The 21735-nt window shown below is 67.7% G+C and carries 22 protein-coding genes and 1 pseudogene; 12 read left to right on the top strand and 11 right to left on the bottom strand.

Annotation, left to right across the window (positions count from 1 at the left end; genetic code table 11):
- From GT042_RS00545 to GT042_RS00535, 3 genes are all read right to left on the bottom strand, one after another.
- Positions 1-1344 carry an FtsK/SpoIIIE domain-containing protein gene (locus GT042_RS00545; RefSeq protein WP_161306714.1) on the bottom strand — a complete coding sequence of 448 codons (1344 nt, stop codon included), beginning with the start codon at positions 1342-1344 and terminating at the stop codon, positions 1-3.
- Between the two features lie 4 nt (positions 1345-1348).
- Complete coding sequence (locus GT042_RS00540; protein WP_161306713.1) at positions 1349-1678, bottom strand: hypothetical protein; 330 nt, start codon at positions 1676-1678, stop codon at positions 1349-1351.
- Positions 1679-1813: 135 nt separating this feature from the next.
- Positions 1814-2593: a GntR family transcriptional regulator gene (locus GT042_RS00535; RefSeq protein ID WP_161306712.1), complete on the bottom strand. Its 780-nt coding sequence runs from the start codon at positions 2591-2593 to the stop codon at positions 1814-1816.
- A 30-nt stretch (positions 2594-2623) separates the two neighbouring features.
- Here GT042_RS00535 and GT042_RS00530 point away from each other — a divergent pair, with 30 nt between their 5' ends.
- The 3 genes from GT042_RS00530 (at position 2624) to GT042_RS00520 (ending at position 5886) form a co-directional block, all read left to right on the top strand.
- Positions 2624-3079: an NUDIX domain-containing protein gene (locus GT042_RS00530; protein WP_202532173.1), complete on the top strand. Its 456-nt coding sequence runs from the start codon at positions 2624-2626 to the stop codon at positions 3077-3079.
- Positions 3080-4418: 1339 nt separating this feature from the next.
- Complete coding sequence (locus tag GT042_RS00525) at positions 4419-5336, top strand: hypothetical protein (protein ID WP_161306711.1); 918 nt, start codon at positions 4419-4421, stop codon at positions 5334-5336.
- 19 nt (positions 5337-5355) lie between these two features.
- On the top strand, positions 5356-5886 hold the full coding sequence (locus tag GT042_RS00520) for a hypothetical protein (protein ID WP_161306710.1): 531 nt from the start codon (positions 5356-5358) through the stop codon (positions 5884-5886).
- 92 nt (positions 5887-5978) lie between these two features.
- Here GT042_RS00520 and GT042_RS00515 read toward each other — a convergent pair whose 3' ends face one another.
- The gene (locus GT042_RS00515) at positions 5979-6569 is read right to left on the bottom strand and encodes a hypothetical protein (protein WP_161306709.1); all 591 of its coding nucleotides are present in this window, start codon (positions 6567-6569) and stop codon (positions 5979-5981) included.
- A gap of 234 nt (positions 6570-6803) precedes the next feature.
- Between GT042_RS00515 and GT042_RS00510 the strand changes: the two genes are divergently transcribed.
- Both GT042_RS00510 and GT042_RS00505 read left to right on the top strand, forming a co-directional pair.
- Positions 6804-7742 carry a restriction endonuclease gene (locus tag GT042_RS00510; RefSeq protein WP_161306708.1) on the top strand — a complete coding sequence of 313 codons (939 nt, stop codon included), beginning with the start codon at positions 6804-6806 and terminating at the stop codon, positions 7740-7742.
- Between the two features lie 377 nt (positions 7743-8119).
- Positions 8120-8332 (top strand): annotated as a pseudogene (locus tag GT042_RS00505) (DNA mismatch repair protein MutT); the annotation flags it as partial.
- Between the two features lie 136 nt (positions 8333-8468).
- Here GT042_RS00505 and GT042_RS00500 read toward each other — a convergent pair.
- From GT042_RS00500 to GT042_RS00490, 3 genes are all read right to left on the bottom strand, one after another.
- Positions 8469-9509 (bottom strand): HTTM domain-containing protein, encoded by a 1041-nt coding sequence (locus GT042_RS00500; RefSeq protein WP_345943623.1) that lies wholly within the window; start codon positions 9507-9509, stop codon positions 8469-8471.
- An 85-nt stretch (positions 9510-9594) separates the two neighbouring features.
- Entirely contained in the window at positions 9595-10134 is a 540-nt protein-coding gene (locus GT042_RS00495; protein WP_345943625.1) for a DUF5819 family protein, read from the bottom strand.
- A gap of 274 nt (positions 10135-10408) precedes the next feature.
- Entirely contained in the window at positions 10409-11869 is a 1461-nt protein-coding gene (locus GT042_RS00490; RefSeq protein ID WP_161306705.1) for an ice-binding family protein, read from the bottom strand.
- A gap of 303 nt (positions 11870-12172) precedes the next feature.
- On the opposite strand from GT042_RS00490, the gene GT042_RS00485 reads away from it, so the two are divergent.
- Genes GT042_RS00485 through GT042_RS00475 form a run of 3 tightly spaced genes read left to right on the top strand, consistent with a single transcriptional unit; the run spans position 12173 to position 14919 of the window.
- Complete coding sequence (locus tag GT042_RS00485) at positions 12173-13072, top strand: DUF2797 domain-containing protein (protein WP_161306704.1); 900 nt, start codon at positions 12173-12175, stop codon at positions 13070-13072.
- Between the two features lie 26 nt (positions 13073-13098).
- Positions 13099-14118 (top strand): amidohydrolase family protein, encoded by a 1020-nt coding sequence (locus GT042_RS00480; protein ID WP_161306703.1) that lies wholly within the window; start codon positions 13099-13101, stop codon positions 14116-14118.
- A 45-nt stretch (positions 14119-14163) separates the two neighbouring features.
- On the top strand, positions 14164-14919 hold the full coding sequence (locus GT042_RS00475; protein ID WP_161306702.1) for a response regulator transcription factor: 756 nt from the start codon (positions 14164-14166) through the stop codon (positions 14917-14919).
- A 17-nt stretch (positions 14920-14936) separates the two neighbouring features.
- Here the strand turns inward: GT042_RS00475 and GT042_RS00470 are convergent, their stop codons facing one another.
- Positions 14937-15653, bottom strand: a complete 717-nt coding sequence (locus GT042_RS00470) for an SDR family oxidoreductase (protein ID WP_161306701.1) — start codon at positions 15651-15653, stop codon at positions 14937-14939.
- Between the two features lie 67 nt (positions 15654-15720).
- The gene (locus GT042_RS00465; protein ID WP_237530351.1) at positions 15721-16530 is read right to left on the bottom strand and encodes a DUF427 domain-containing protein; all 810 of its coding nucleotides are present in this window, start codon (positions 16528-16530) and stop codon (positions 15721-15723) included.
- Between the two features lie 329 nt (positions 16531-16859).
- Here GT042_RS00465 and GT042_RS00460 point away from each other — a divergent pair, with 329 nt between their 5' ends.
- Genes GT042_RS00460 through GT042_RS00450 form a run of 3 tightly spaced genes read left to right on the top strand, consistent with a single transcriptional unit; the run spans position 16860 to position 19279 of the window.
- Complete coding sequence (locus GT042_RS00460) at positions 16860-17576, top strand: SDR family oxidoreductase (RefSeq protein ID WP_161306699.1); 717 nt, start codon at positions 16860-16862, stop codon at positions 17574-17576.
- A gap of 33 nt (positions 17577-17609) precedes the next feature.
- Positions 17610-18482 carry an alpha/beta hydrolase gene (locus GT042_RS00455; protein WP_161306698.1) on the top strand — a complete coding sequence of 291 codons (873 nt, stop codon included), beginning with the start codon at positions 17610-17612 and terminating at the stop codon, positions 18480-18482.
- 59 nt (positions 18483-18541) lie between these two features.
- Positions 18542-19279, top strand: coding sequence for an alpha/beta hydrolase (locus GT042_RS00450; protein WP_161306697.1), 738 nt, complete (start codon positions 18542-18544; stop codon positions 19277-19279).
- Here GT042_RS00450 and GT042_RS00445 read toward each other — a convergent pair.
- Positions 19163-20143 carry a LysR family transcriptional regulator gene (locus GT042_RS00445; protein WP_161306696.1) on the bottom strand — a complete coding sequence of 327 codons (981 nt, stop codon included), beginning with the start codon at positions 20141-20143 and terminating at the stop codon, positions 19163-19165. The two genes, GT042_RS00450 and GT042_RS00445, sit on opposite strands and share 117 nt — an antisense overlap.
- 221 nt (positions 20144-20364) lie before the next feature.
- On the opposite strand from GT042_RS00445, the gene GT042_RS00440 reads away from it, so the two are divergent.
- A complete protein-coding gene (locus tag GT042_RS00440) occupies positions 20365-21207 on the top strand; it encodes a TetR/AcrR family transcriptional regulator C-terminal domain-containing protein (RefSeq protein WP_161306695.1) in 843 nt (280 codons plus the stop codon).
- 42 nt (positions 21208-21249) lie between these two features.
- On the opposite strand, the gene GT042_RS00435 is transcribed toward GT042_RS00440, so the two are convergent.
- On the bottom strand, positions 21250-21714 hold the full coding sequence (locus GT042_RS00435) for a PPOX class F420-dependent oxidoreductase (protein ID WP_161306694.1): 465 nt from the start codon (positions 21712-21714) through the stop codon (positions 21250-21252).
- Between the last annotated feature and the right edge of the window lie 21 nt (positions 21715-21735).

Raw genomic sequence — 21735 nt, 5'->3', positions numbered from 1 at the left:
TTACTCGGTCACGGGCCGAGCGGTGACCAGCGGCGGAGCTCCATCCGGAACCACCACGTCGGGAACGGCCGGGCGGAACGGGGCCAGGACCGGAAGGTGCGGGGTGAGGTGCGCATACTCCCGGCAGATCGCCACCGCCTCAGCGGGAGACATCTCGGGAGTGCGAATACGGGACCAGCCGCCCGACGAGTCACCGGCCACCGCGACACCGGGGCGGTCCGGGGCGATCGTCGTCACGGCCGAGACCGCGTCGGGGGCGATGTCCCCGAGGCCCATTTCAGCGGTCTGCTTGTCGTTGACCCGGTGGATCACACGGCCGGTGAGCTGAGCTCGCAGAGTGGTGGCGCCCTTGCCGAGGTCGGAGCCGAAGCGCTGCCCGCAGATCTCCAGATAGATCCCGACCGCGCGGGCCATCTGACCGAGACGGATCATCTGCATGACCATCCGGTCCCGCCGCTCCTCATCCTTCCTCGCCGCCGTGAGGAACAGCTCCGCCACCTCATCCACCAGAACCACCAGCGGCACCGGCCGAACCCGCTTCGGCAGCTCCCACAAGTCCGAGACCTGATGCTCACTCAGCAGCGAAAACCGGGACTCCATCTCCCCCACCAGCGCATCCAGCAGGGCGGACGCCTCATCCGGTGTGGTGGCCAGGGCGGACAGGCGGGAGGCGAAGCGGCCCTGCTCGACACCGCGTTTGCAGTCGATCCCGACCAAGCTCACGGGGAGCCTGGCCAGACCGGCGATGAGGTTGCGCTGATACATCGACTTGCCCGACTGATTCGCACCCAGCGTCAGCGCGTGCGGGATCTTCCGGTAGTCGCGGACGAACGCCCTCCCGTCCTCCCGCAGCGCCACCGGCACCACCAGCTCCCCCGACGCAATCCGGCGGGGCATCCGCACCCGGCGCAGCACGTCGTACCCGGTCATCCGCAGCTCTACGACCCCCGGCTTGGCCTCCACCACGTGGACGGAGTGGACACCCCAGGCGTGCCGCAACCGCTCCGAAGCGGCGGCCACGTCGGCAGGCTCCAGACCGGCCGGGAGCCGCAGCGACACGAGCAGACCGGTCGAAGTACCCCTGACGCGGCGGACTTTCGGCGGGACCGGCTGGACGTCGCGGCGGGCGACGTTGCGGACCATGAACGCCCGCAGCCGGGAGGGTTGGACCGTCAGCCCGCACACGTCCATCGTCGATCCGTACGTCACGGTGAACCGGCCGATCGCAACCGGCATGCCCACCAGAGACCAGTACACCCGAGGCGCCCGAGCCTTCGCGTACCCGAGACCACCCGCAGCCGCTACAGCCCCGGTGACCTCAGCGATCGTGGTCAGATCCGACATGGCGTCAGATCCCCGCCGTGATCGCGACCGCACGGAAGCTGATCCCGTGGCGCTTCTGCCCGTTGAACTCGTTCTCCCAGTCCCGCGCCTTGAGCCCGATCACCGACACCGGCGTCCCCGGCACCAGGCTCTCCGGAACCCCCGTCTTCGGCACGGTCACCTGGTAGAGGTTCCCCTCCCCCTCATCCGAGATCAGCAGACCCACCGTGACCAACGGCGCACCGGTCTCCCGGTCCATCGCGATCTCGCCGGTCTGCTTGTTGACGAGCTTCGGCACCGGCGCCGTCGCCACGAACACCACGGCGGTCGAAACGTCGATCTTGAAGGACGGCATGCGGCTCTCCTGTAGAAGAGATTCTCTCCTGCACTCATGTACAGGAGTTATGAGTAGAAGAGTGCCCGACTCCTGTACATGAGTCAACCCGCCACTAGAAAGAATCTTGTGGCGGGTTGCCGATCTGACTGACCGTCAATCTCTGGCAGGGAAGCGGTAGTCCAAAACGAACTGGTCAGCGGCCATGATCGTGTCGCAGACCTCGACAACACGGCCGGCGTCCGTCTGCGCATTGCGTACAAGATGGATCACGGGGGAGCCCGGACTCAGCGCGAGAGCCGAACTTTCCGCCTTGGTCGCGAGCCGTGCCCGTACCGTCTCCGTGAACTCCGCCAGGAGGTGACCGCGGTCTTCGAGACGTGCGTAGATCCCGCCACCGCCGGGGTTCTCAGCGAACATCTCCGGGATGTCCTTGACGACGTCCCAAGGGAGATACGACGTCGCTTCCTCCGTGGGCACCCCGTCGCGGAAGTAGCGGCGCTTCCGCGCGAGCACCTGACTGCCGGCGCTGACGTCGAGCCGGGCGGCGATCTCCGCGGGTGCCTCGACCGGGCCGATGAAGAGGACCTTCACCGAGGGCGTACCGCCGGACTGTTCAGCCTCTGCCAGGTACGCGGCCTTGCCGGCTTTCCGATGCGACCTGCGGAATCGATCAGAGGACTTCCGCTGCACCGGGGGGCGGGAGCGGACGAACGAGCCCCGTCCGTGATGCGTCTCGATCAGCTGAGTCGTGCGCAGCTCCGCGACCGCCTTGCGTACGGTGCCCGAGGCGACGCTGTAGCGTTCCATCAGCTCCGCTTCACTCGGCACCGCAGCTCCAGCGGCCAGGGCACCCGATTGGATCTGTGCCGCAAGGTCGTCCGCGATCTGGAGATACTTCGCTTTGGCCGTTGAAGCCACCTCAGTACTCGCCATAGTCCTTCTCAGTCTCCTATTCTCATGTACATGAGTAACAGTCGCCAGGAGACCCCGTCAACGCCGCTCCACTCGGTGTCCGTGGCCGGCGTGGTCGTTCGCGAGGACGGGCGCGTACTGACGATCCAGCGAGCCGACAACGGAACGTGGGAGCCGCCGGGCGGCGTGCTCGAACTGTCCGAGGCCCCCGAGGACGGCGTACGGCGCGAGGTCTACGAAGAGACCGGGCTCAAGGTCCAGGTTGAGCGGCTGACCGGGGTCTACAAGAACACGGCCCGCGGCGTCGTCGCGCTCGTCTTTCGGTGCCACGTCGAGGGCGGCCACGAGCAGCTCTCCGACGAGTCGACCGCGGTCGAGTGGCTGACACCTGCCGAGGTGGTCGACCGCATGGGCGAGGTCTTCGCGGTCCGGGTCACCGATGCGCTGCGGGACGATGCTCCGCACGTGCGCTCCCACGACGGCCGGAAGGTCATCGCGAGCGCCTGACCGGCGACCCTGGTTGTTACAGGTTTCTCTACCTCATCAAGCCCCACCCTTCGGGCGGGGAGGGGAGGGGAAGCCCTCCGGGATCCCGCGCGGGAGGCGCCGCTACTTCCGGAACCTGTCGGGCAGGTGGGGGATCACTCCTTCGGGAGGGCCCGGAACTCTGGCCGGCGAAGCCGCGAGAAGGCCAGCAGGCCGCCCCGGGACCGGGGCAGCGAGTGGCCGGCGTGGTGTCTTCGGCTTGGTGGCTTCCTCCGTGCGTGGTGGGCTGCTCTTGCCCCTTGGGCATCCGGCGCGGTTGGGCAATCGGCATTCTGCCGCCGCTACGGATCACACCCCACCGGCCCGTCACACGGGCCGGCGCGGACTCGGGGACTCGGGCGGCCATGCCTTCGGCCCGCCGCCCGGCCCCCGGCCCCGCGCCACCAGAGGTAGCCGCAGGGTTCCCCGATTCACGCTTTGCCCCGCCCTCCACACCGCCGGACCGAGGACGACAGCCCACCACCCCACGGGCCACCCATCCGAACCACCAGCCACCCACAGCACCCCCGACACGGACGCCAGCAGCCGAGACACGGCACGAACGGCGTGCTTCACCCACCGAGAACCAGCCCCAGAACCCGCAAGGCGAGGAGGGAGGCAGGGGAAGGTGGAGAAGGGTGAAGGTGTGGACAGGGAAGAACAGGGCCTCCGGCGGGGGCGCTCAGACTCCGGGATGGGAGGGGCGCCGTCCGCGACTGCGGGCACGTGGTGGTGAGCGTTGTGGGCTCCCGTCCCGACCACCTCCGACCCAGGCAGAGCCCAGCAGTTGTGGTTCAGGGCGTCAAGGTCGTTCGTACAGTGGCGCGCTCCACCTTGACGCCCTGAACCACAACTGCTCCACGGTGTGTGGGTCGAAGGCGGACGGGACGGGAGCCGGGGTGCGTAGTGGGCTGCTGTGTGAGCACCTCCTGCGAGTGAGAGCTCCTGAAGCCAACAAATCTTCAAGAGTTCACGAGTTGTGGACTTTTTTCTCTGCACAGGCAGTGGACAGCGTGCTTGCAGGTGAGGCGCGGTGAGCTCGTGACGCGGCGTAGTCATACACAGCTTCGTCCCCCGGTTTATACACAGAATTGGGCCAACTACCCACAGAATCATGGAGGTTATGCACAGGCCCTGTGGATGACTGGTTTGGTCGGAGGTCCCGTCACATGCCACGATCGAGACGTAGTTACCCACCGTCACATTCTCCTGTTGGGCCTACAGACGTTTTGACGATGCATGAACTGGCGGTCTTCCAGCGTTCTAGTCCGTCAGCACATGCAGCCAACTAACATCATTTGCACCGACAAGGAGGTCGCGCATGCCCCGACACCAGTTTGCCGTCTACGAGATCCGAGTGCGGAAGGTCCAAGAGCCTAAGTCCTTCCGCCAGATCAGCAGCTTCAATAGCAGAAAGGATGACTTGCTTGATGTCTACTCCAAGTTCCTTTCAGATGGCGTCGGAACTAAAGGCATGACGATCGACAAGTCCGAGCGGTATATCCGCCTGCAGTCCTTTGAGGCATCCGGGCGGGCAGTGTGGTTCACGGTCGAGGCGGGTCGCTATGGAACACGAGGGAAGGTAGTAGACACCGGGACGGGAAACGACTCGTACGAGATCCTTGACGATGATGCTGCGGCCTACCCCTTGAGGCAGGCGTTGTTTGTTCCGCGGTCAGGAGATTTTGCTTTGTGGGCTACAGAGGTGATCGGGCATGCGAGCGCTCAGGGCTCTATGGCAATAGCATTTCGTGACTGGTTCAAGGCCGGGCAAGAAGCGGAGAGGCTCTGCGCCGAGATCAACTACTTCCAAGATACGAATGCGTGGAACAAGTTTATCGAGGAGTCCAGCCTTGAAGAAATCACCTACGTCACTCGTGAAAGGGATGTTGCGGACAGGGCGGTGGGCGTTCGGGTGCAGGAACATCGAGTGAAGGCCCAAAGGTCCCGACTTCCGCGGGATTGGATCCAGATGGCCATTCAGAAGAAGCTTCCCGCAGACGCAGTTTTCTCCGTTACAGGCATTCCAGAAGCGGACGAGGTCCGGCTTCAGATCGAGCTTAATGGGCGGTCTAGAACGATCGTTGTAAACCGCGACTGGCCACGCTTCATGTATGCGCTGGAGGGCCCCCGGAACGGTCCTCCAGGCGACGACGTCTTCCGGCGCGAGGTACTGTCAGAGGTAGGTGCTTCACTAGACTATCTGCGCGTCGACAGAGGGGCGTGGCAGATCGACTGACTGCGTCTAGGGGGCCGCCGTGAGTGGAAAATGGGATGTTCGGGACATCGCGGCGGCCAACTTTGCGACGTATGTTGACGGCGAGAGCAGTAAGGCGAGATTTGCTGATTTTTTTGCCTTCATTCTCCTCCCTGCGTTTCTTGGTGTAGGCGTTGGTGTGCTCCGTCATTTTAATCATTTTAATCTCCTTGATGTTTCGAAATTCATTGGAGGTATCGGTGTTTTCACTGGCCTTCTATTTGGCCTGTTGACGAACGTTTTCACGCTGAGTCTTCGGGTTCGTCGGGATGAAGGTTTGCATCCCGCTCACGATATAATCCGTGATGTGGCGGAGCTATTCGCTAATGTGGGATGGGCTGTGCTGGTAGGTCTTACCCTTGTGGTTGCTCTGGTAATTGTCGCGGCTACGCATGATCCAAAGGTTCCGGTTGGGCCCTACTGGACAGGGGTTCTGGTGGCGATCTTTTCTCACTTGGTGTTGACCGTTTTGATGAGTCTTAAGCGCTTGTGGTTTGCCCACGGGCATGTCGCGAACTTGCCTCCAAAGTAATTAAATTATTGAGCATATTGTATTTGGCTGTGATTGGATGGATTAATTCTGTCTCTCATTTTGGAAATACTTGAGTCGTCGGTGAGTGAACTTTATCCGGGAATATGAAGTGGCTCATGATGGTGCCAAATGAGATATCGATCTGCGCGACGTAATTCTGCGCCTCCCCATTCAAGGCGCATGACTCCGCGGTCCATGGAGCAGGCGTAGGCGACGAGGATCAGCCGTGTATCCGGCGGAACCTGGACAAGGTCTCGGTGGGCTTCTTGCTCTTCCAACTCTTCAAGTCCAAGGTCTAGTTCGCCCTGCATGGGCTCTGGTCCGTGGCGTCGAATCAGGTCGGCTCGTAGTCCGGTAGCCCGACGGAGTCGCGCCGCGGTGACGGGTACGTCCGTTTTGGCGTAGCGGATCGGGTAGATCACGTTGTCCGCGACGATCATGACCGTTCGGGCTTGGAGACGGACCGCGGTTGCGCCCGGAATCTGTTCGAGGCCGGCGGCAAGCTCCTCGTACTGCACTGCGTGGAGGCCGTGCCCGTACGCCTCCAGCGTTTGGGTGTGCACCCCTTGGTGGCCGTTACGGGCTCGCTCGTGGGCGCGCGTCAGGCAAGCCGGTATGGCGTCAGCCAGCGCGCCGGCCACTTCGCCGAATGTCTCCTTCGCCCATGGGGTCACCCTGTTCATCGCCTACCGCCCTTCCCCCAGGTATCTAGCGGCGCCGCCAAAGCAGCAAGGCCACCGTCGCCGCGAGGCTCTCGGCGCGTCAGTGCGCATAGGGGCGCATCTAGGCATAGGGCGGGCGTACGGATCCATCCTGGAGGTGAATCGGATGCCAAAATTTGACATCCGATTCACATGCGCGCATCCTACTTACGATCGCACCTCGTTGTGAGGTCCGACAGCTTTCGAGGGAGGCCCATGAGCGAGACGACGGTGGACAGCGTGGAGTGGCAGCTCCAGCCCGGCGATCAGATCGAACGCAAGGCCCTGCACAGCGAGTTCGGGGGGCGCACGCAGGGAGGCATCGGGCCGTCAGCCAAGACGCCCAACGTGTTCGTCTTCACGGATCCTGTCGCCGGCGAGAAGCACGGCTACTACGACGACTGGATGCCGGACGGCCGCTTCCACTACAGCGGAGAGGGCCAGTACGGCGACCAGCGGATGATCTCTGGCAACGCCAGCATCCTGAACCACCAGGCCGAAGGGCGCGCACTGCGCGTCTTCCAGGGCGCCCGCGGGACGATCACCTACCGGGGTGAGTTCACCGTCGACCAGGAGGACCCCTGGTACTCCGCAGACGCCCCCGAAACCAATGACGGCCCGCTCCGCAAGGTCATCGTCTTCCGGCTCAACCCGGTTGACACCGCACCGCAGGAACCCGCCACCAAGCTTGGCCGGCTGCTCGTCTCTCACCCAAACCAGGTGGACGATCTCCCCCTGGAACGCAACGAGAACGAGACCACGTTCGTCAACCCGAACCAGGAACCGTACGAGGCTGATCGGAAGGAAGCCCGCCTGGTCAAGGCGTTCGCCGACTACCTGACCAGCAACGGCCACCAGTCTGGCCGGCAGCGCATCCTTCCCCCCGGTGAGAGCCGTCCACTCTTCACCGATCTCCACGCCAAGGGGCTCGGCCTCCTGGTCGAGGCCAAGGGCAGCGTCACCCGCGAGAACATCCGCATGGCCATCGGACAGCTCGCCGACTACAGCAGGTTCGTCGACCACACCATCCGCGCCATCCTGCTCCCCTCCGAGCCGCGGGAAGACCTCCTGGCCCTGGCCGCGACGCAGGACTGCGCCGTGATCTGGCCCGAAGGCAAGGGGTTCATCAGCACCAACCCCAAGGCCCTCCCGTAGCGGCAGACCCCGTACCGCAGTGCAGTACAGCAACGCCAGCAACCGTCCCCGTCCGCGACCGTCTCTCCGTGGCCCTGTAGCGGCCGGTATGGCCGTCACTGACCGTTCTGGCTAGAGCTACGGATCAGAAGGTTGCAGGTTCGAATCCTGCCGAGTGCACAGCAGCCAGAGGCCCCGGAGAGATCCGGGGCCTCTGGCGTTGGCCCGTATGGCAACAGGTCTTGACGACGTCAGCCGGTCCCGCCCACCGGCTCGGACAGCTTGCCGATCGCGGCGCGTACTTGTTCCTCGCTCGCCTCGGCATGGATAGTCCGCACGGGACGGTGCACACCGCCGGGGCTGCCCGGGCATTGCTGGAAAGCGAGCTGCAGGTGCACCACGTCATCGCCTACGCGGACTGTGAGGTGCGCCGTCAGTTCAACGTCTGCTTCACCGCCCGCGTGGTCGGTGGCCGGCTCGCGATCTCGGACGAGTCGACGGAGCTGCGCTTCGTCCAGCTGGAAGAGATCGACCAGCTGCCGATGCACCACACGCAACAGCTCCGGATCCGTCACTTCCTGGAACACCGTGAGCGGCCCTACCTCGGCTGATCGCACCCGCGACACCGCTTGGAGGGACGCCCGTCCCGTGTCGCGTGGCGAGACCTGGACTCGCCCCTCCTGGATCACTGGGGAGTGATCCTGAGGGGTTGCCGCCTGGCTCATCATCGACAGTTTCTGACGTCCGTCAAGCCAGGGGGCGTGAGACCGGCCTTGTCTCCTCCGTGCGGGTTTGCTGGGGGAGGGGGGTTGGTGCCGTGGGGAGCTTGTTCTTGTGGGGGGTCAGGGCGGCGCGGGCTCGGTGGGACAGGGACGTGAAGAAGCGGTCCGGGAGGAAGACCATGTCGGCCACGATCATGGCGCCGGAGAAGAGTGGCAGGCCCATGAGGAGGGCGATTCCCAGGTGCATGCCGAACAGCGCTGCCAGGACCGGGTACTTCAGGCGGCCGAAGAGGGTGAAGGGGAAAGCCACCTGGAGCAGTACCGTCAGGTAGCCCGTGACCGCGATCATCAGGGGGTACTGGTCGGCGAGTTGGGAGAGGGCCGGCCAGGGGCGGAAGAGTTGCAGGTTCAGTACGTAGTGGAGGGCCGTGCCGTTGCCCCAGGTGCCGCCCTGGACCTTGTACAGGCCGGCCGATCCGTACAGGAAGCAGACCTGCGCCGCGATCACGAACATGGCGCAGTTGTGCAGTGTGGTGGTGAGTGTTCTTGCCGCGTCGCGGAGGGGGATGAGGGGGATGAGAGGGAGGAAGGGGCGTTGTTTTTCGGGGTTTCCGGCGCGCCTCTTGCCGGCTCGGCGTGCGTCCAGTGACCAGCGTCTTCCGCACGCCGTCAGGACCAGGCAGACCGTCATGAGGAGGATGAGGTTGTCTCCCCCGTCCGTCATGAAGATCGACCGGGCGTGGAACGACGCCACCACTACCGCGAAGAGTACGGAGAGGATTCTGGTTCGCCAGCCCAGTGTGAACAGGGCCGAGATGACCAGGGCCGCCGCGTAGCAGCACTCGAAGTACGTCCGGCTGTCCGACAGCGTCAGGACGCTGGTCCAGCCGGTCTGGTCGAACAACTCCCTGGCCAGGGTGGGGGTCCACGGCGAACCGGGGCCCCAGATCTCGTCGCGGTGCGGGAACTCGCGTACCAGGAAGGCGAGGTAGAGGAATCCGTACCCGATGCGCAGCACGGCCGCCGCGTACAGGGAGACGGGCCGCTCGACGAGGAGTGTGCTCACGGCTCTTGCGCGGGTGAACAGCCGCGTGATTCCGGTGTCCTCCGGCCCGGGGGCAGTATGCCGCCGCGGGGCCGGCGTGCTTCGTTCAGTGTCCATCCCGGTTCACCTTCCGCCACGGCAGCAGCCGGTTCTCTGTCACCCGGGACGCCGTCGGCGCCTGTCGGCCGTCCGGTGACGGGGGTGGGGCGATGGCCAGCGTGAGGACTCGGAGCTGGAGGGACTCGAAGGGGCCGTCGCCGTGGTCGGCCGCGCGGTCCGACGCGATGTTGTACAGGTACCGCTGGATCATCGCGGCCCGCTCCGAGTGGGGGCGGTCGTCACCGCCGTGGAGTTCGACGTACGACGTCCAGGCGCGGCGCAGCAGGTTCTGTGTGGTGTGGCTCGGGAACACGTTGTGTTTCACATCGGCCCGGTCGGCGGCCGTCACGTCGAACCAGTCGCTGACCTCGACGGCGCCGTTCGGCGCGGTGTGTGCAGTCCTTGCCAGAATGCGCCGGTTGACGGAGTCCGGATCCGGCGCGAAGAGCCGCCAGTTCTGTTCGAACAGGGGATAGATCCACGCGTCGATCTGCCGGCTGTAGCGCTGTGAAACGGCATTGGCCGGGGCCACGTGCAGGAATACCATCGTCACGTGGGTCAGTGTCGTCACCGCGCAGAGGGCCACCACGGTCCGCAGCCCCACTTTCAGCGTTCGCGCGAGCCAGGGGCGCGGTCGTGCCGAAGGCACGGATTCCGCAATTGTCTCTTCCTCGCGTTCTCGTGGGATTTCTTTCTCGTCGCAGCTACTCACGTCCACGTTTCCTTACGGGATTCACGGACGGCACGCGGCGGAATCGGGATCCGGGATTCCGCCGCGCGCCGCCGTTGATCGAGCCGGACGTACCGGCTCGGACCGTCACCTAGCGTGTCTGGCCCTGGTCGTCGGACCACTCGCCGTGACCGTCGTGACCGCCCTGGTTCTCGGGGCCACCGGGGTGCTCCGACTCGTCGCCCTCCGGCCCCTGGGGCCGGTCTCCGTAGCCGCCGAAGCCCTCGTCGCCGCCGTAGCCGCCGTGGCCGCCCTCTTCGTGGCCGGGCTTGCCGTGGCCGTGGCCCTCACCGTGTTCGGGCTTGCCGTGGTCGCCGCCGTGGCCGGGCTTGCCGTGGCCCGGCTTGCCGTGCCCGCCGCCGTGTTCCGGCTTACCGTGGCCCGGCTTGCCGTGACCCGGCTTTCCGCCGTGCTCGGGCTTGCCGTGGCCGCCGCCGGTGATGTTGCCCCCGGTGATGTTCCCGCCCGTGATGTTGCCGCCGGCGGTGTTCCCCTTGGTGGAGTTGCCTCCGGTGGTGTTGCCCACCGTGTTGCCGGACGTGTTCCCGGAGATGTTCCCGGAGGTGCTGACCGTACTGCCGCCGCCGATGGTGCCACCGGTCAGTACGCCCCCGAGGACCCCGCCCAGCACACCGCCGTTGGTGGTGCCGCCGGTGGTGCCACCGGTCAGTACGCCTCCGAGGACGCCGCCCAGCACACCGGTGGTCGTCCCGGTCGTGGTGCCGGTTGTCGTGCCCGTGGTGGTACCGGTCGTGGTGCCCGTCGTCGTGCCGGTGGTCGTACCGGTCGTCGTGCCACCCGTGGTGGTCGTGGAGCAGGTCGCCCGGCTGATGCGGTTGTTGTCCAGCGTCACCGAGCCGTTACGGGCCAGCGCCCGGCCGTCGATGCTCGCCCCGGTCGTGACGCTGATCGAGGTCAGGGCCAGGATGTTGCCCACGAACACGGAGTTGGTGCCGAGCGTGGCCGAGCTGCCGATCTCCCAGAAGACGTTGCACGGCTGCGCGCCGTTGATCAGCGCCACGCGGCTGGCGGACGCCGTCGTCAGTCCGGAGCCCACCTGGAACACCCAGACGGCGTTGGGGTTGCCGCCCGCGTCCAGGGTGAGGGTGCCGGTGAGACCCAGCGTGCTGGACGCCGTGTAGACGCCGGGAACGAGGGTCAGGCCGCCGGCGTCCGGCGGGAGGGCGGCGTCGGTGGCCTGTCCGGCGGCGTTGTTGTACGCGGCGACCAGGTCGGACTTCGCCTGGAGCGCGACCGCGTCCGCCGAGTGCTGGACACCGTTCACGAGGCCGGGCGGGAATCCGCTGATGGCCGTACCCGGACTCACGCCGACGTCACCGGTGATGACCGAAGGGCCGGTATTCGTGACCTGCTGTCCCGCCAGTACGGCGAAACTGTCCGCGGTACCCAGCGGAACGGGTGTCGCGATGGCGACGGCCTGGGTCGACGTCATTACCACGACGGCGGCGGCGACCAGCGGGGCCATGGCCCCGGCAATCAATCTGGGAACGATACGGCGACGTGACGGCGCGCGCGAGACGTCCAATGTCATGAGAGAGCCTGCTCCTGTAGAACGGGGGTTCTTGGACAGGACAGTTCAGGGTCTGGGAACAGCCCGGCTGTCATAGGCACATAACGCTTGAACGCGCCATTCGGAAATGATGCATTCGAGTGAGAATCATTCTTGAAAGACGGACAAGGGATTTCGGGGCGCTTGCCGGAGGTCGTGGCCGATGCCAAGGGGTGACCTCGGGGGTGACGTCGGGGGCGGCGTCGGAGGCGTTGTGGGCGGGGCGTTGTCAGTGGCGTGAGGGACAGTGGAGGGGTGAAGGCGGTCGGGTGGTGGTGTGACGGGATGGGGTGGGCAGGTGGGACGCCCGTGCTCCGGTGGCGGCGGGGCGGTGGAGTGGGTGTGCGGCGGGAGAGCGCTGTCGCGCGGGGGAGTGTGGTCGGGTTCCGGGCGGTGGGGGTGCGGGTCTGCCGGGGGGCCCGGGGGAATCCGTGTCCCGTGAACGGTGAGCTCGGGGGGCGGGGGACCGGAGGGTTGTGCGTCGAGTGCGCTCGCCTGGACCGGCTGCATTCCGTGGCCGCCGACGCGCTCGCCGACGATCCGCGCGTCTATCGCGTGTACGTGGCCTGGTTCGGTCCTGGCCTGGTCAAGGTGGGGATCACGCGGGAGGAGCGGGGGTCCGCGCGGTTGCTTGAGCAGGGGGCCGTGGTCTTCAGCTGGTTGGGACGGGGCCCTCTGATGGCCGCGCGGCGGGCCGAGGAGCTGGTGCGGGTCGCGCTGGGTGTGCCGGACCGGATTCCGTATGCGGAGAAGCGGCGCGTACGGGCGGGCCTGCCCGGAGTCGCCGAGCGCGCCGAGGAGGTACGGCGGACGCATGCGCGCGCCGGGGCGTTGGCCGGGTGGCCCGAGTCCCTGGAGCGGATCGGGTTCGAGGCCGTCGACCACGGCGCCGTCTTCGGGTTGGACGGGCTCCCGCCCGCCGGCGGTGTGGTGCGGGAGTTGGTGGCCGGGGGGTGCGTCACCGGGCGGCTCCTCGCCGCTTCCGGGCCCGATCTGCATCTCGCCACGGCGGCGGGAGTGGGAAGGGGAGTGGAAGTAGGAGGGGGAGGGGGAGGAGGGGTGGTGGTGCTGGACACCCGGCTGATGAAGGGATGGGAGTTGACCGGCGTGCGGGACGGGGAAGAAGGGCTGACCGTGCCCGTGCTGGACGTACGGGTGGGAGATGTTCAGGGTGGCCTCTTCTGAGGAGGCGGGCGAGAAAGGGTTCCTTCATGGGCGATCTGACTGATCCGGCCGACGTGTCGCGCTTCCGGGAGCGGATCGGGGTGCCCGCCCTGGTCGACGTGCACACCCACTTCATGCCTGATCGTGTCCTGCGCAAGGTGTGGGCCTACTTCGACTCCGCCGGGCCGCTGATCGGCCGGGAGTGGCCCATCACCTACCGGCGGGCGGAGGACGAACGGGTCGCGCTGCTGCGGGCGTTCGGGGTGCGGGCCTTCACCTCGATGCTCTACCCGCACAAGCCCGGCATGGCCGAGTGGCTGAACGGCTGGGCCGCCGGCTTCGCCGCCCGTACCCCCGACTGTCTGCGGACGGCCACGCTCTTTCCCGAGGCGGGGGTCGAGGCGTACGTCCGCAGGGCCGTCGAGGAGGGGGCCCGGGTCTTCAAGGCCCACCTCCAGGTGGGGGCCTACGACCCGAACGACGAGCTGCTCGACGGTGCCTGGGGACTGCTCGCCGAGGCCGGGGTGCCGGTGGTGACGCACTGCGGCTCGGGGCCGGCGCCCGGCGCGTACACCGGGCCCGGGCCCGTGGGGCGGCTGCTCGCGCGCCACCCCCGGCTGCGGCTGGTGGTCGCGCACATGGGGATGCCGGAGTACGAGGACTTCCTGGACCTCGCCGGGCAGTACGGGGAGGTGCGGCTCGACACGACGATGGCGTTCACGGACTTCAGCGAGGCCATGGCCCCCTTCCCCCGCGAGGCCGGGGCGCGGCTGGCGGATCTGGGGGACCGGATCCTGCTGGGGAGCGATTTCCCCAACATTCCGTACCCGTACGTCCACCAGCTGGAGGCCCTGGAAGGGCTCGGGCTGGGGGAGGAGTGGTTGCGGGCGGTGTGCCACGACAACGGCGCCCGGCTCTTCGGTCTTACCGATCCTGCCGGTCTTGCCGATCCCGCCGGTCTTGCCGATCTGGCCGAACAGGCCGATCTTGCCCAGGCAGGCAGTCCTGACCAGGGCCCCGGGGCCCCCGGGCCCACGGGTCCCAGGGGTTTCTCAGGAAATTCATAGGAATCGGCAAGAACCCTCTCACCGGCCCTCCCCAGGGTGAGCACCATGACCGTGATCTCGCCCAGGGGGCGCGCCGAAATGCTCAGGTCGGACGGCAACCCCGTCCGCGTCCTCGTCGTCGACGACGAGGCCTCGCTGACCGATCTGCTGTCCATGGCCCTGCGGTACGAGGGGTGGGAGGTGCGCAGCGCCGGTGACGGGGCGGGCGCGGTGCGGTCCGCGCGGGAGTTCCGGCCCGACGCGGTGGTGCTCGACGTGCTGCTGCCCGACATGGACGGGCTCGCGGTGCTCGGGCGGCTCCGGCGCGAGCTGCCCCAGGTGCCCGTGCTCTTCCTCACGGCCAAGGCCGCCGTCGAGGACCGTATCGCCGGACTGACGGCGGGCGGCGACGACTACGTCACCAAGCCGTTCAGCCTGGAGGAGGTCGTCGCGCGGCTGCGCGGCCTGATCAGGCGGTCGGGCGCCACCGTCACCCGCAGCGAGTCCCTGCTGGCCGTCGGGGACCTCACCCTGGACGAGGACAGCCACGACGTCGTCCGGGCCGGCCGGTCCATCCACCTCACGGCCACCGAGTTCGAACTGCTCCGCTACCTCATGCGCAATCCGCGCCGCGTGCTGAGCAAGGCCCAGATACTCGACCGGGTGTGGTCGTACGACTTCGGCGGCCAGGCCAACGTGGTCGAGCTCTACATCTCGTACCTGCGCAGGAAGATCGACGCGGGCCACCCGCCGATGATCCACACCCGGCGCGGCGCCGGATACCTGATCAAACCCGGCGACCCGGCCGCCGCCCCGCGCTGACGGGCCGCTGCCGTACGTCAGGCGAGCGGTTCGCCGCCGTCGACCGACAGCGAGACACCCGTCAGGAAGGTGTTGGTCATCGCGAAGACGACGGCGTCCGCGATGTCCTCCGCGGTGCCGATCCGCCGCGCCGGGTTGCGCGCACTCCTCTCGGCGAACAGCGCGGCCTTCTTCTCCTCGCCGAGGGCGTCGTACGCCCCCGTGTCGACGGTCCCGGGGGAGATGGCGTTGACCCGTACAGGAGCCAGTTCCACGGCCAGGGCCTTGGCGATCACGTCCGCCGCCCCATTGGTGGCGGCGACGGCCAGCATGCCGGGAACGGGCTTGATGGCCGTGGCGCCGGAGAAGAGGGTGAGGGAGCCACCCTCGCGGATCCGGTCACGGAAATGCTTGGCGAGGATGATCGGCCCGATCGCCTTGGTGGCGAAGGACAGCCGGAGGATCTCCGGCGTGAGCGCGTCGATGGTGCCCCGGGCCCGGGCCGAGGCGGTCGACACGATGTGGTCGACCTCTCCGAGCCGTTCGGCCAGGGCGACGACCGACTGCTCGTCCGTGAGGTCCACCATCTCGGGGGTGACCCCAGGGTCGTTGTACGCCTTCGCGAGGCTGTCCTCGTCGCGTCCGGCGACCACGACGCGTGCGCCGGCCTCCCGGGCCGCCAGGGTCACCGCGCGGGCGATGCCGCTGCCCCGCCCGACCACAAGTACCGTCTTGTCCTGAAGTGTGGATTTCATCGCTGGCTCCCTGTTACATGCCGTCAAGTCTGTCGCGTCTGTTGGCTGTTGCTTGCTGTTGCTGTTGCTAGGAGTTACGGCTCGTGACCTGGCCCTCGACCTCGGCCACGTCGAGCCCGCGATCGGCCCCGTGCGGGATCACCGTCTGGCCCGGCTCCAACTTCAGCCGCGTACCGTCCAGGTGGACCGCGATCTTGTCCGGCTCGAAGGACACGAGATCGTCGACGCGGCGCACCTCGTCGTAGGCGTGGCGGTAGGACCAGGCGGCGCCTTCGGTGCCGCCGATCTCGTAGTAGTCCGCGAGTCCCTTGTACGGGCAGAAGGTCTGGCCCTCGACGGGAGTGAGGGCGTCCTCGTCGATGTCCGCCCGGGGGACGTACCAGCGGGGCGCGAAGCCGGACTCGTACAGCACGACGGGCCGCCGGGTGTTCGCCACCACCCGGTCGCCGTCCCGTACTTCGAGGTGCCGTGAGGAGTCGCGGATGTCGATCCGGTGGTACGCGTCCGCCGCGTGGCCGAGGATCCGTTCGTCCTCCTCGTAGAAGGCGTCCATGGCCCGCCAGGCGAACGCCGCCCGGCCCTCGAACTCCTCGGCGTACGCGGGCAGTTCCGTGTGCCGCCAGGCGGCGCGCGGCGTCTTCCGGTCCTTTCCGTGGACCGTGTACCAGGTCGTGGTGCCCAGTTCGCGGTGCCGGGTGGTCAGTTCGGCGGCCTCCAGCACCCCGTTTTCCACGTCCCCGAGCGGGAAGTACGCCACCGGATACCGGCCGGGTTCGTGCAGGAGGATCACGTCCTCGCTCTCCGCTATCCACTCGCCGGAGAATCGGACCCGCATCCTGCGGCGGAGACGTTCCGCGAAGAGCAGTCTCTCGGGCAAGGGTTCGGGCGTGAGGAACCTGCCGATCGAATGCGGTGCGAGAGGCCCCTGTTGCCATGCCAGACCCATGACGATTCCTTCTTCCACTGATGGCTTCGCGCTTCCACTGACGGCTTCGCGGATGGATTCGCGGATTCATTTGCGGGCGGGTGTGCGGGCGGGTGTGCTCGTGCCCCGGAACTTCCATCGTAGATCTCCTCCCGGCCCATTGCCGAGGTCGGAAGGCATGCGAGAAATCTTGGCTTGACCTCGGGAAATCGCATGATCCAGAAGCGGCGGTCGGTGAATTCGCTCGTTAGGCTGGGAGGACACGCTCAAGGGAGGAAGCCATGGCTCTCTCGTTGAAGGGGCGGACCGTTCTTGTCATCGGCCGCGGGAGCGGAATCGCCAGCGCCGTCGTCCTCGCCGCACAGTCCGAGGGAGCGAACGTCGTGGTGGCGGGGCGGGACCGGGAAGCGCTGCGGGACGCGTACGACGATCCGGGGATCGAGGTGGAGGAGGTCGATCTCAACGACGACGCGAGTATCGCCGCCCTCGCGGAGCGCCTCGGCGAGATCGACCACCTGGTGTCGACCGCCTCGGCCCGCGCCCGAGGGCACCTGGCGGAACTCGACCGCCGGGCGGTCCTGCATTCGTTCGACACGAAAGTCGTCGGCCCGATCATGCTCGCCAAGTATTTCTCCGGGCGGATCGCGGAGGGGGGTTCTTTCACGCTCTTCTCCGGTGTGGCCGCGTTCAAGCCGGTGGTCGGCTATCTCGGCGTCGCCGCCACCAACGGAGCCGCCGATTTCCTGACGAGGTCCCTGGCCCTTGAAATGGGGCCGGTCAGGGTCAACGCCATCTCGCCGGGTGTCATCGACACCGGGATCTGGGACTCCTTGGGCGAGGAAGAGAAGAAGGCCTATTTCGAAAACCTGCGGGCGGCGAATCCCGCCCGCCGTATCGGCACGGTGGACGACATTTCCGCCGCCGTTCTGTTCGCCATGACAAACGCTTCGCTGACAGGTGTCACTCTCCGCGTCGACGGCGGGGAGCCTCTCACCTGACGCACAAGAGCGAAAACCCCGAAGGGGCACATCATGAACGTTGTTCACCATCGTTACGCGACCGTCCAGGGGCACCGGATCTTCTACCGGGAGGCCGGACCCGCCGACGCCCCCGCACTGGTCCTTCTGCACGGTTTCCCGACCAGCTCGTACATGTTCCGCGACCTGATCCCGAAGCTGGCCGACCGCTACCACGTCATCGCACCGGACCACCTCGGCTTCGGCCTGTCCGACGCGCCGGCCGCCGACCGGTTCGACTACACCTTCGACGCGCTGACGACGCTCACCAAGGGCCTGCTCGACCAGCTCGGCGTGACCCGCTATGCCCTCTACGTCCAGGACTACGGCGCCCCCATCGGCTGGCGCCTGGCTCTCGCCGATCCCGACGCGATCACCGCGATCGTCAGCCAGAGCGGCAACGCCTACGACAGCGGGTTCGTCGAGGGATTCTGGAAGACCGTCTGGGACTACCAGCGTGAGCAGACCGAGGAGACCGAGGCGGCGATCCGTGGCGCCTTCACCCTCGACCTCATCAAGTGGCAGTACGTCACGGGCGTCCCGGACGAGTCGGTCGTCAGCCCCGACACCTGGTACCACGACTTCCACCTGCTCTCCCGGCCGGGCAACGACCTCGTCCAACTGGCCCTGTTCCGCGACTACGCCACCAACTCGCCGCTCTACCCGGCGGTTCACGCGTACTTCCGCGAACACAGGCCGCCGCTCCTCGCGGTCTGGGGCAAGAACGACCCGATCTTCGGTCCGGCCGGGGCGGAGTCGTTCCGGGAGGACCTTCCCGACGCCCGGATCCACCTTCTCGACGGCGGGCACTTCCTGCTCGAAAGCCGTCTCGACGACGCCGCCGGGCTCATTCACTCGTTCCTGGACGACGTCGACCCCAAGCCGTAACAGCGCTCACGCAGCACGCAACCCCACCCACACCCCACCCACGCAAGGAAGTTGAAGAGATGAACCCCACCCCGGCGGCCCCCGGCCACACGCCGTCCGTGATCCTCGCCCACGGCGCCTGGGCGGACGGATCGAGCTGGAGCAAGGTGATCACCCGGCTGAGATCGCACGGGATCCACACCCTGGCCGCCCCGCTGCCGCTCTCCTCACCGCAGGACGACCTGGCAGCCCTGGAACGGACCCTTGAGCGCACCGAAGGCCCGGTGGTCCTGGTGGGTCACGCCTACGCCGGAGCCGTCGTCGGCGCGACCCGGAGCGACCGGGTGGCCGGACTGGTGTACGTCGCCGCGCTCGCCCCCGACGAGGGCGAGACGGTGGCCGACGTCTACTACCGGGACCGACCGCACCCACGGGCACCGGAGTTGGCCCCGGACGCCGACGGGTACATATGGCTCCCCGAGACCGCGTTCGGCGACGCCTTCGCCCCCGACGCCACCGACGAGGAACGCGCCGTGCTCGCCGCCGTCCAGCGGCCGATCGCTGGCGCCTGCATCAGCACCCCCGTCGGCCGGCCGCTCTGGCGGGACCGCCCCAGCTGGTACCTCGTCGCGGAGCAGGACCGCATGATCCCCGCCGGCACCCAGCGCTTCATGGCGGAGCGGATGAACGCGGACGTGCGGTCAGGACCCACCGACCACTCCCCGCTCGTCACCGCCCCCGGAGCCGTCACCGACCTGATCCTGGAGGCCGTCCACGCCGTCCACTCCAGCCACGTGGTCGGCGCCGCCGACCGGTAGGCCCTGATTCCGCAGATCCCTCAGGAAGAGGGCGACCAGGGCGTCCGAGGGAACGGTCGTGATCGCGACCACCGCGCGGCGGACCGGCGGGTCGAAACGCAACACCGCCCCGGCCGGCCGTACGGCTAGCGCCGACGCGGGGACGATCGAGACGCCCATCCCCGCCCCGGCCAGCTGGGCCGCGGTGCGGGGACTGCGCGTACGGAGCACCGGACTGAGCGAGACCTGGTGGGAGGAGACGAACCGGTCGACCCAGGCGGCGTTGCCGTTGTCACTCGTGTAGTGGACGAAGGGCTCGCCGACCAGGTCGTCCACGCGTACGGAGGACCGGCCGGCGAAGCGGTGCTCCTCCGGGCACACGACGAGCATCTCCTCGTCCCCCAGCCGCTCGACGTGCGCCGTGGTGCCGGTGGGTTCGGGACCGACGACGATGTCCGCCTCCCCCGCCATCAGGATCTCCACCATCGCGTCGGTGCTGGTGAACTCCATGAGGTCGATCCGCACCTCGGGCCGCCGGGAACGCCAGCGCCGCAGCAGGGAGACCAGCAGCCAGACGGTCATCGTCTCGGCGCAGGCGAGCCGGATCCGCCCGGCCCGCCCGGCGGCCACGTCCCGGCCCGAAGCCACGGCACGTTCGGCCGCCTTCAGGGCGATACGGGCGTCGACCGCGGCGGCCCGGCCGGCGGCGGTCACGCGTACGCCACGGGACAGCCGTTCCACCACCGGGGTGTCGAGTTCCCGCTCCAGGGCCGCGATCTGATGGGACAGAGCGGGCTGTGACAGGTGAAGGGCCGCCGCGGCCCTGGTCACAGACCCCTCGTCGACGAGTGCGACCAGACACTCCAGCGCGCGCAAAGTAGCCATCCGGTCAATCTAGCCAGAGGACCGTTCGACACGGCGATGGAGCCGCGCCGGGCGGGCAGAGGGGACAGGACGGGCCGCGCACGCAGGGCAGACTCTTCGCCCACGGCGGCATAGCATCGCCCTCGGCGGACATTCCGGGTGCCGGTGGGCGGTATCCGGCAGTCGGCACCGCCAGGGGGCCGCGCGGCCACCCGGCCGGACGGAACCGAGGAGGCTCAGCCATGGCGTCGGAAGCCGACAGCCCGAAGCGTCCGCCCAGGACCAGCGTCTGGCTGGACGGGAAACCGGTGACCAGGCCCCGCAGGGCGGACCGTACCGACCGCGCGGAGCCGGCGGCCGGGGACGCGAAAGGCACCACCACCGCGACCAGGTCCGGCACCGACCAGCCCCCGCCCCTCGACCGCGACCGCATCACCGCGGTCTCGGTACGGCTCCTTGACGCCGAGGGCTCCGCGAAGTTCTCCATGCGGCGGCTGGCGGGCGAGCTGGGCGTCACCGCCATGTCCCTCTACTGGTACGTGGACACCAAGGACGACCTCCTCGAACTCGCCCTGGACGCCGTCTTCGGCGAGGTCCGCGTCCCCGACCTGACGGACGAGACCGCCGACTGGCGCGACCAGCTGCGCGCACTGGCCGTCAGCTACCGGACCGTGCTCGTACGCCACCCCTGGGTCTCGCCGCTCATCGGCAAGTACCTGAACATCGGCCCGGGTTCGCGGGCCTTCTCGTCGGCGGTCCTCGCCGTCATGGGCAGGACCGGCCTGGCTCCGTACGGCCGGATGGGCGCGGTCTCCGCGGTCTTCCAGTTCGTGTACGGATTCGGCACGATCGAGGGCCACTTCGTCCAGCGGTGCGCGGAGGCGGGTCTGACCCAGGACGAGTACCACCGGCACGCCATGGGGACCATCCACGAACAGCCGGATTTCAAGCGGGCGTTCAGCAACACCGAGGAGCTGATGGGCGCGCGCGGCGGCGAGACGGTCGAGGAGATGCGCGAACGGGACTTCACCTTCGCGCTGGACCTCATGATCGCGGGCATCGAGGCGATGCGGGAGCGCGGCTGACGCGAAACCCCGCCCCCCGTACCGGCCGTGACCACCCGTCCGCTACGACACCAACCGCGCCGGGAAGCCCCCCGTGGCGATCGGGCTCCACCGCTCCGGCGTCACCCGGATGATCGACTTGCCCTGCTTCACCATCGCCGCGCGGTACTCGTCCCAGTCCGGGTGCTCCCCCGCGATGTTCCGGTAGTACTCCACCAGCGGCTCGACCGACTCCGGGGAGTCGATCACCTCGGCCGCGCCGTCCACCTGCACCCAGGGGCCGCTCCAGTCGTCCGACAGGACGAGCACGCTCACCCGCTCGTCCCGCTTCGCGTTGCGCGTCTTCGCCCGTTCCGGGTACGTGGACACCACGATCCGGCCCGAGTCGTCGACGCCGCACGCGAGCGGCGAGCCCTGCGGGCGCCCGTCCGCGCGGGTGGTGAGGAGGATCGCGCGGTGCCTGGGCCGTACGAACTCCAGCAGCCCGGCCAGGTCCACGGTCGTATTCGTTGCGATGTTCGGTGCCATGGGGCCGAGCCTATGACTCCG

It is taken from the genome of Streptomyces sp. SID3212, assembly GCF_009865405.1.
Taxonomy (GTDB): Bacteria; Actinomycetota; Actinomycetes; order Streptomycetales; family Streptomycetaceae; genus Streptomyces.
This window is presented reverse-complemented; position numbering and strand designations above follow the sequence as displayed.

Bases quoted from the DNA above. Each gene is read 5' to 3' on its own strand.
- GT042_RS00530 (WP_202532173.1), top strand. From the start codon at position 2,624: ATGAGTAACAGTCGCCAGGAGACCCCGTCAACGCCGCTCCACTCGGTG.
- GT042_RS00510 (WP_161306708.1), top strand. From the start codon at position 6,804: ATGAGCGAGACGACGGTGGACAGCGTGGAGTGGCAGCTCCAGCCCGGC.
- GT042_RS00440 (WP_161306695.1), top strand. From the start codon at position 20,365: ATGGCGTCGGAAGCCGACAGCCCGAAGCGTCCGCCCAGGACCAGCGTC.
- GT042_RS00455 (WP_161306698.1), top strand. From the start codon at position 17,610: ATGAACGTTGTTCACCATCGTTACGCGACCGTCCAGGGGCACCGGATC.
- GT042_RS00460 (WP_161306699.1), top strand. From the start codon at position 16,860: ATGGCTCTCTCGTTGAAGGGGCGGACCGTTCTTGTCATCGGCCGCGGG.
- GT042_RS00495 (WP_345943625.1), bottom strand. From the start codon at position 10,134: ATGGTATTCCTGCACGTGGCCCCGGCCAATGCCGTTTCACAGCGCTAC.
- GT042_RS00450 (WP_161306697.1), top strand. From the start codon at position 18,542: ATGAACCCCACCCCGGCGGCCCCCGGCCACACGCCGTCCGTGATCCTC.
- GT042_RS00545 (WP_161306714.1), bottom strand. From the start codon at position 1,344: ATGTCGGATCTGACCACGATCGCTGAGGTCACCGGGGCTGTAGCGGCT.
- GT042_RS00480 (WP_161306703.1), top strand. From the start codon at position 13,099: ATGGGCGATCTGACTGATCCGGCCGACGTGTCGCGCTTCCGGGAGCGG.
- GT042_RS00475 (WP_161306702.1), top strand. From the start codon at position 14,164: ATGACCGTGATCTCGCCCAGGGGGCGCGCCGAAATGCTCAGGTCGGAC.
- GT042_RS00535 (WP_161306712.1), bottom strand. From the start codon at position 2,593: ATGGCGAGTACTGAGGTGGCTTCAACGGCCAAAGCGAAGTATCTCCAG.
- GT042_RS00435 (WP_161306694.1), bottom strand. From the start codon at position 21,714: ATGGCACCGAACATCGCAACGAATACGACCGTGGACCTGGCCGGGCTG.
- GT042_RS00485 (WP_161306704.1), top strand. From the start codon at position 12,173: ATGGGGTGGGCAGGTGGGACGCCCGTGCTCCGGTGGCGGCGGGGCGGT.
- GT042_RS00445 (WP_161306696.1), bottom strand. From the start codon at position 20,143: ATGGCTACTTTGCGCGCGCTGGAGTGTCTGGTCGCACTCGTCGACGAG.
- GT042_RS00490 (WP_161306705.1), bottom strand. From the start codon at position 11,869: ATGACATTGGACGTCTCGCGCGCGCCGTCACGTCGCCGTATCGTTCCC.
- GT042_RS00525 (WP_161306711.1), top strand. From the start codon at position 4,419: ATGCCCCGACACCAGTTTGCCGTCTACGAGATCCGAGTGCGGAAGGTC.
- GT042_RS00515 (WP_161306709.1), bottom strand. From the start codon at position 6,569: ATGAACAGGGTGACCCCATGGGCGAAGGAGACATTCGGCGAAGTGGCC.
- GT042_RS00470 (WP_161306701.1), bottom strand. From the start codon at position 15,653: ATGAAATCCACACTTCAGGACAAGACGGTACTTGTGGTCGGGCGGGGC.
- GT042_RS00540 (WP_161306713.1), bottom strand. From the start codon at position 1,678: ATGCCGTCCTTCAAGATCGACGTTTCGACCGCCGTGGTGTTCGTGGCG.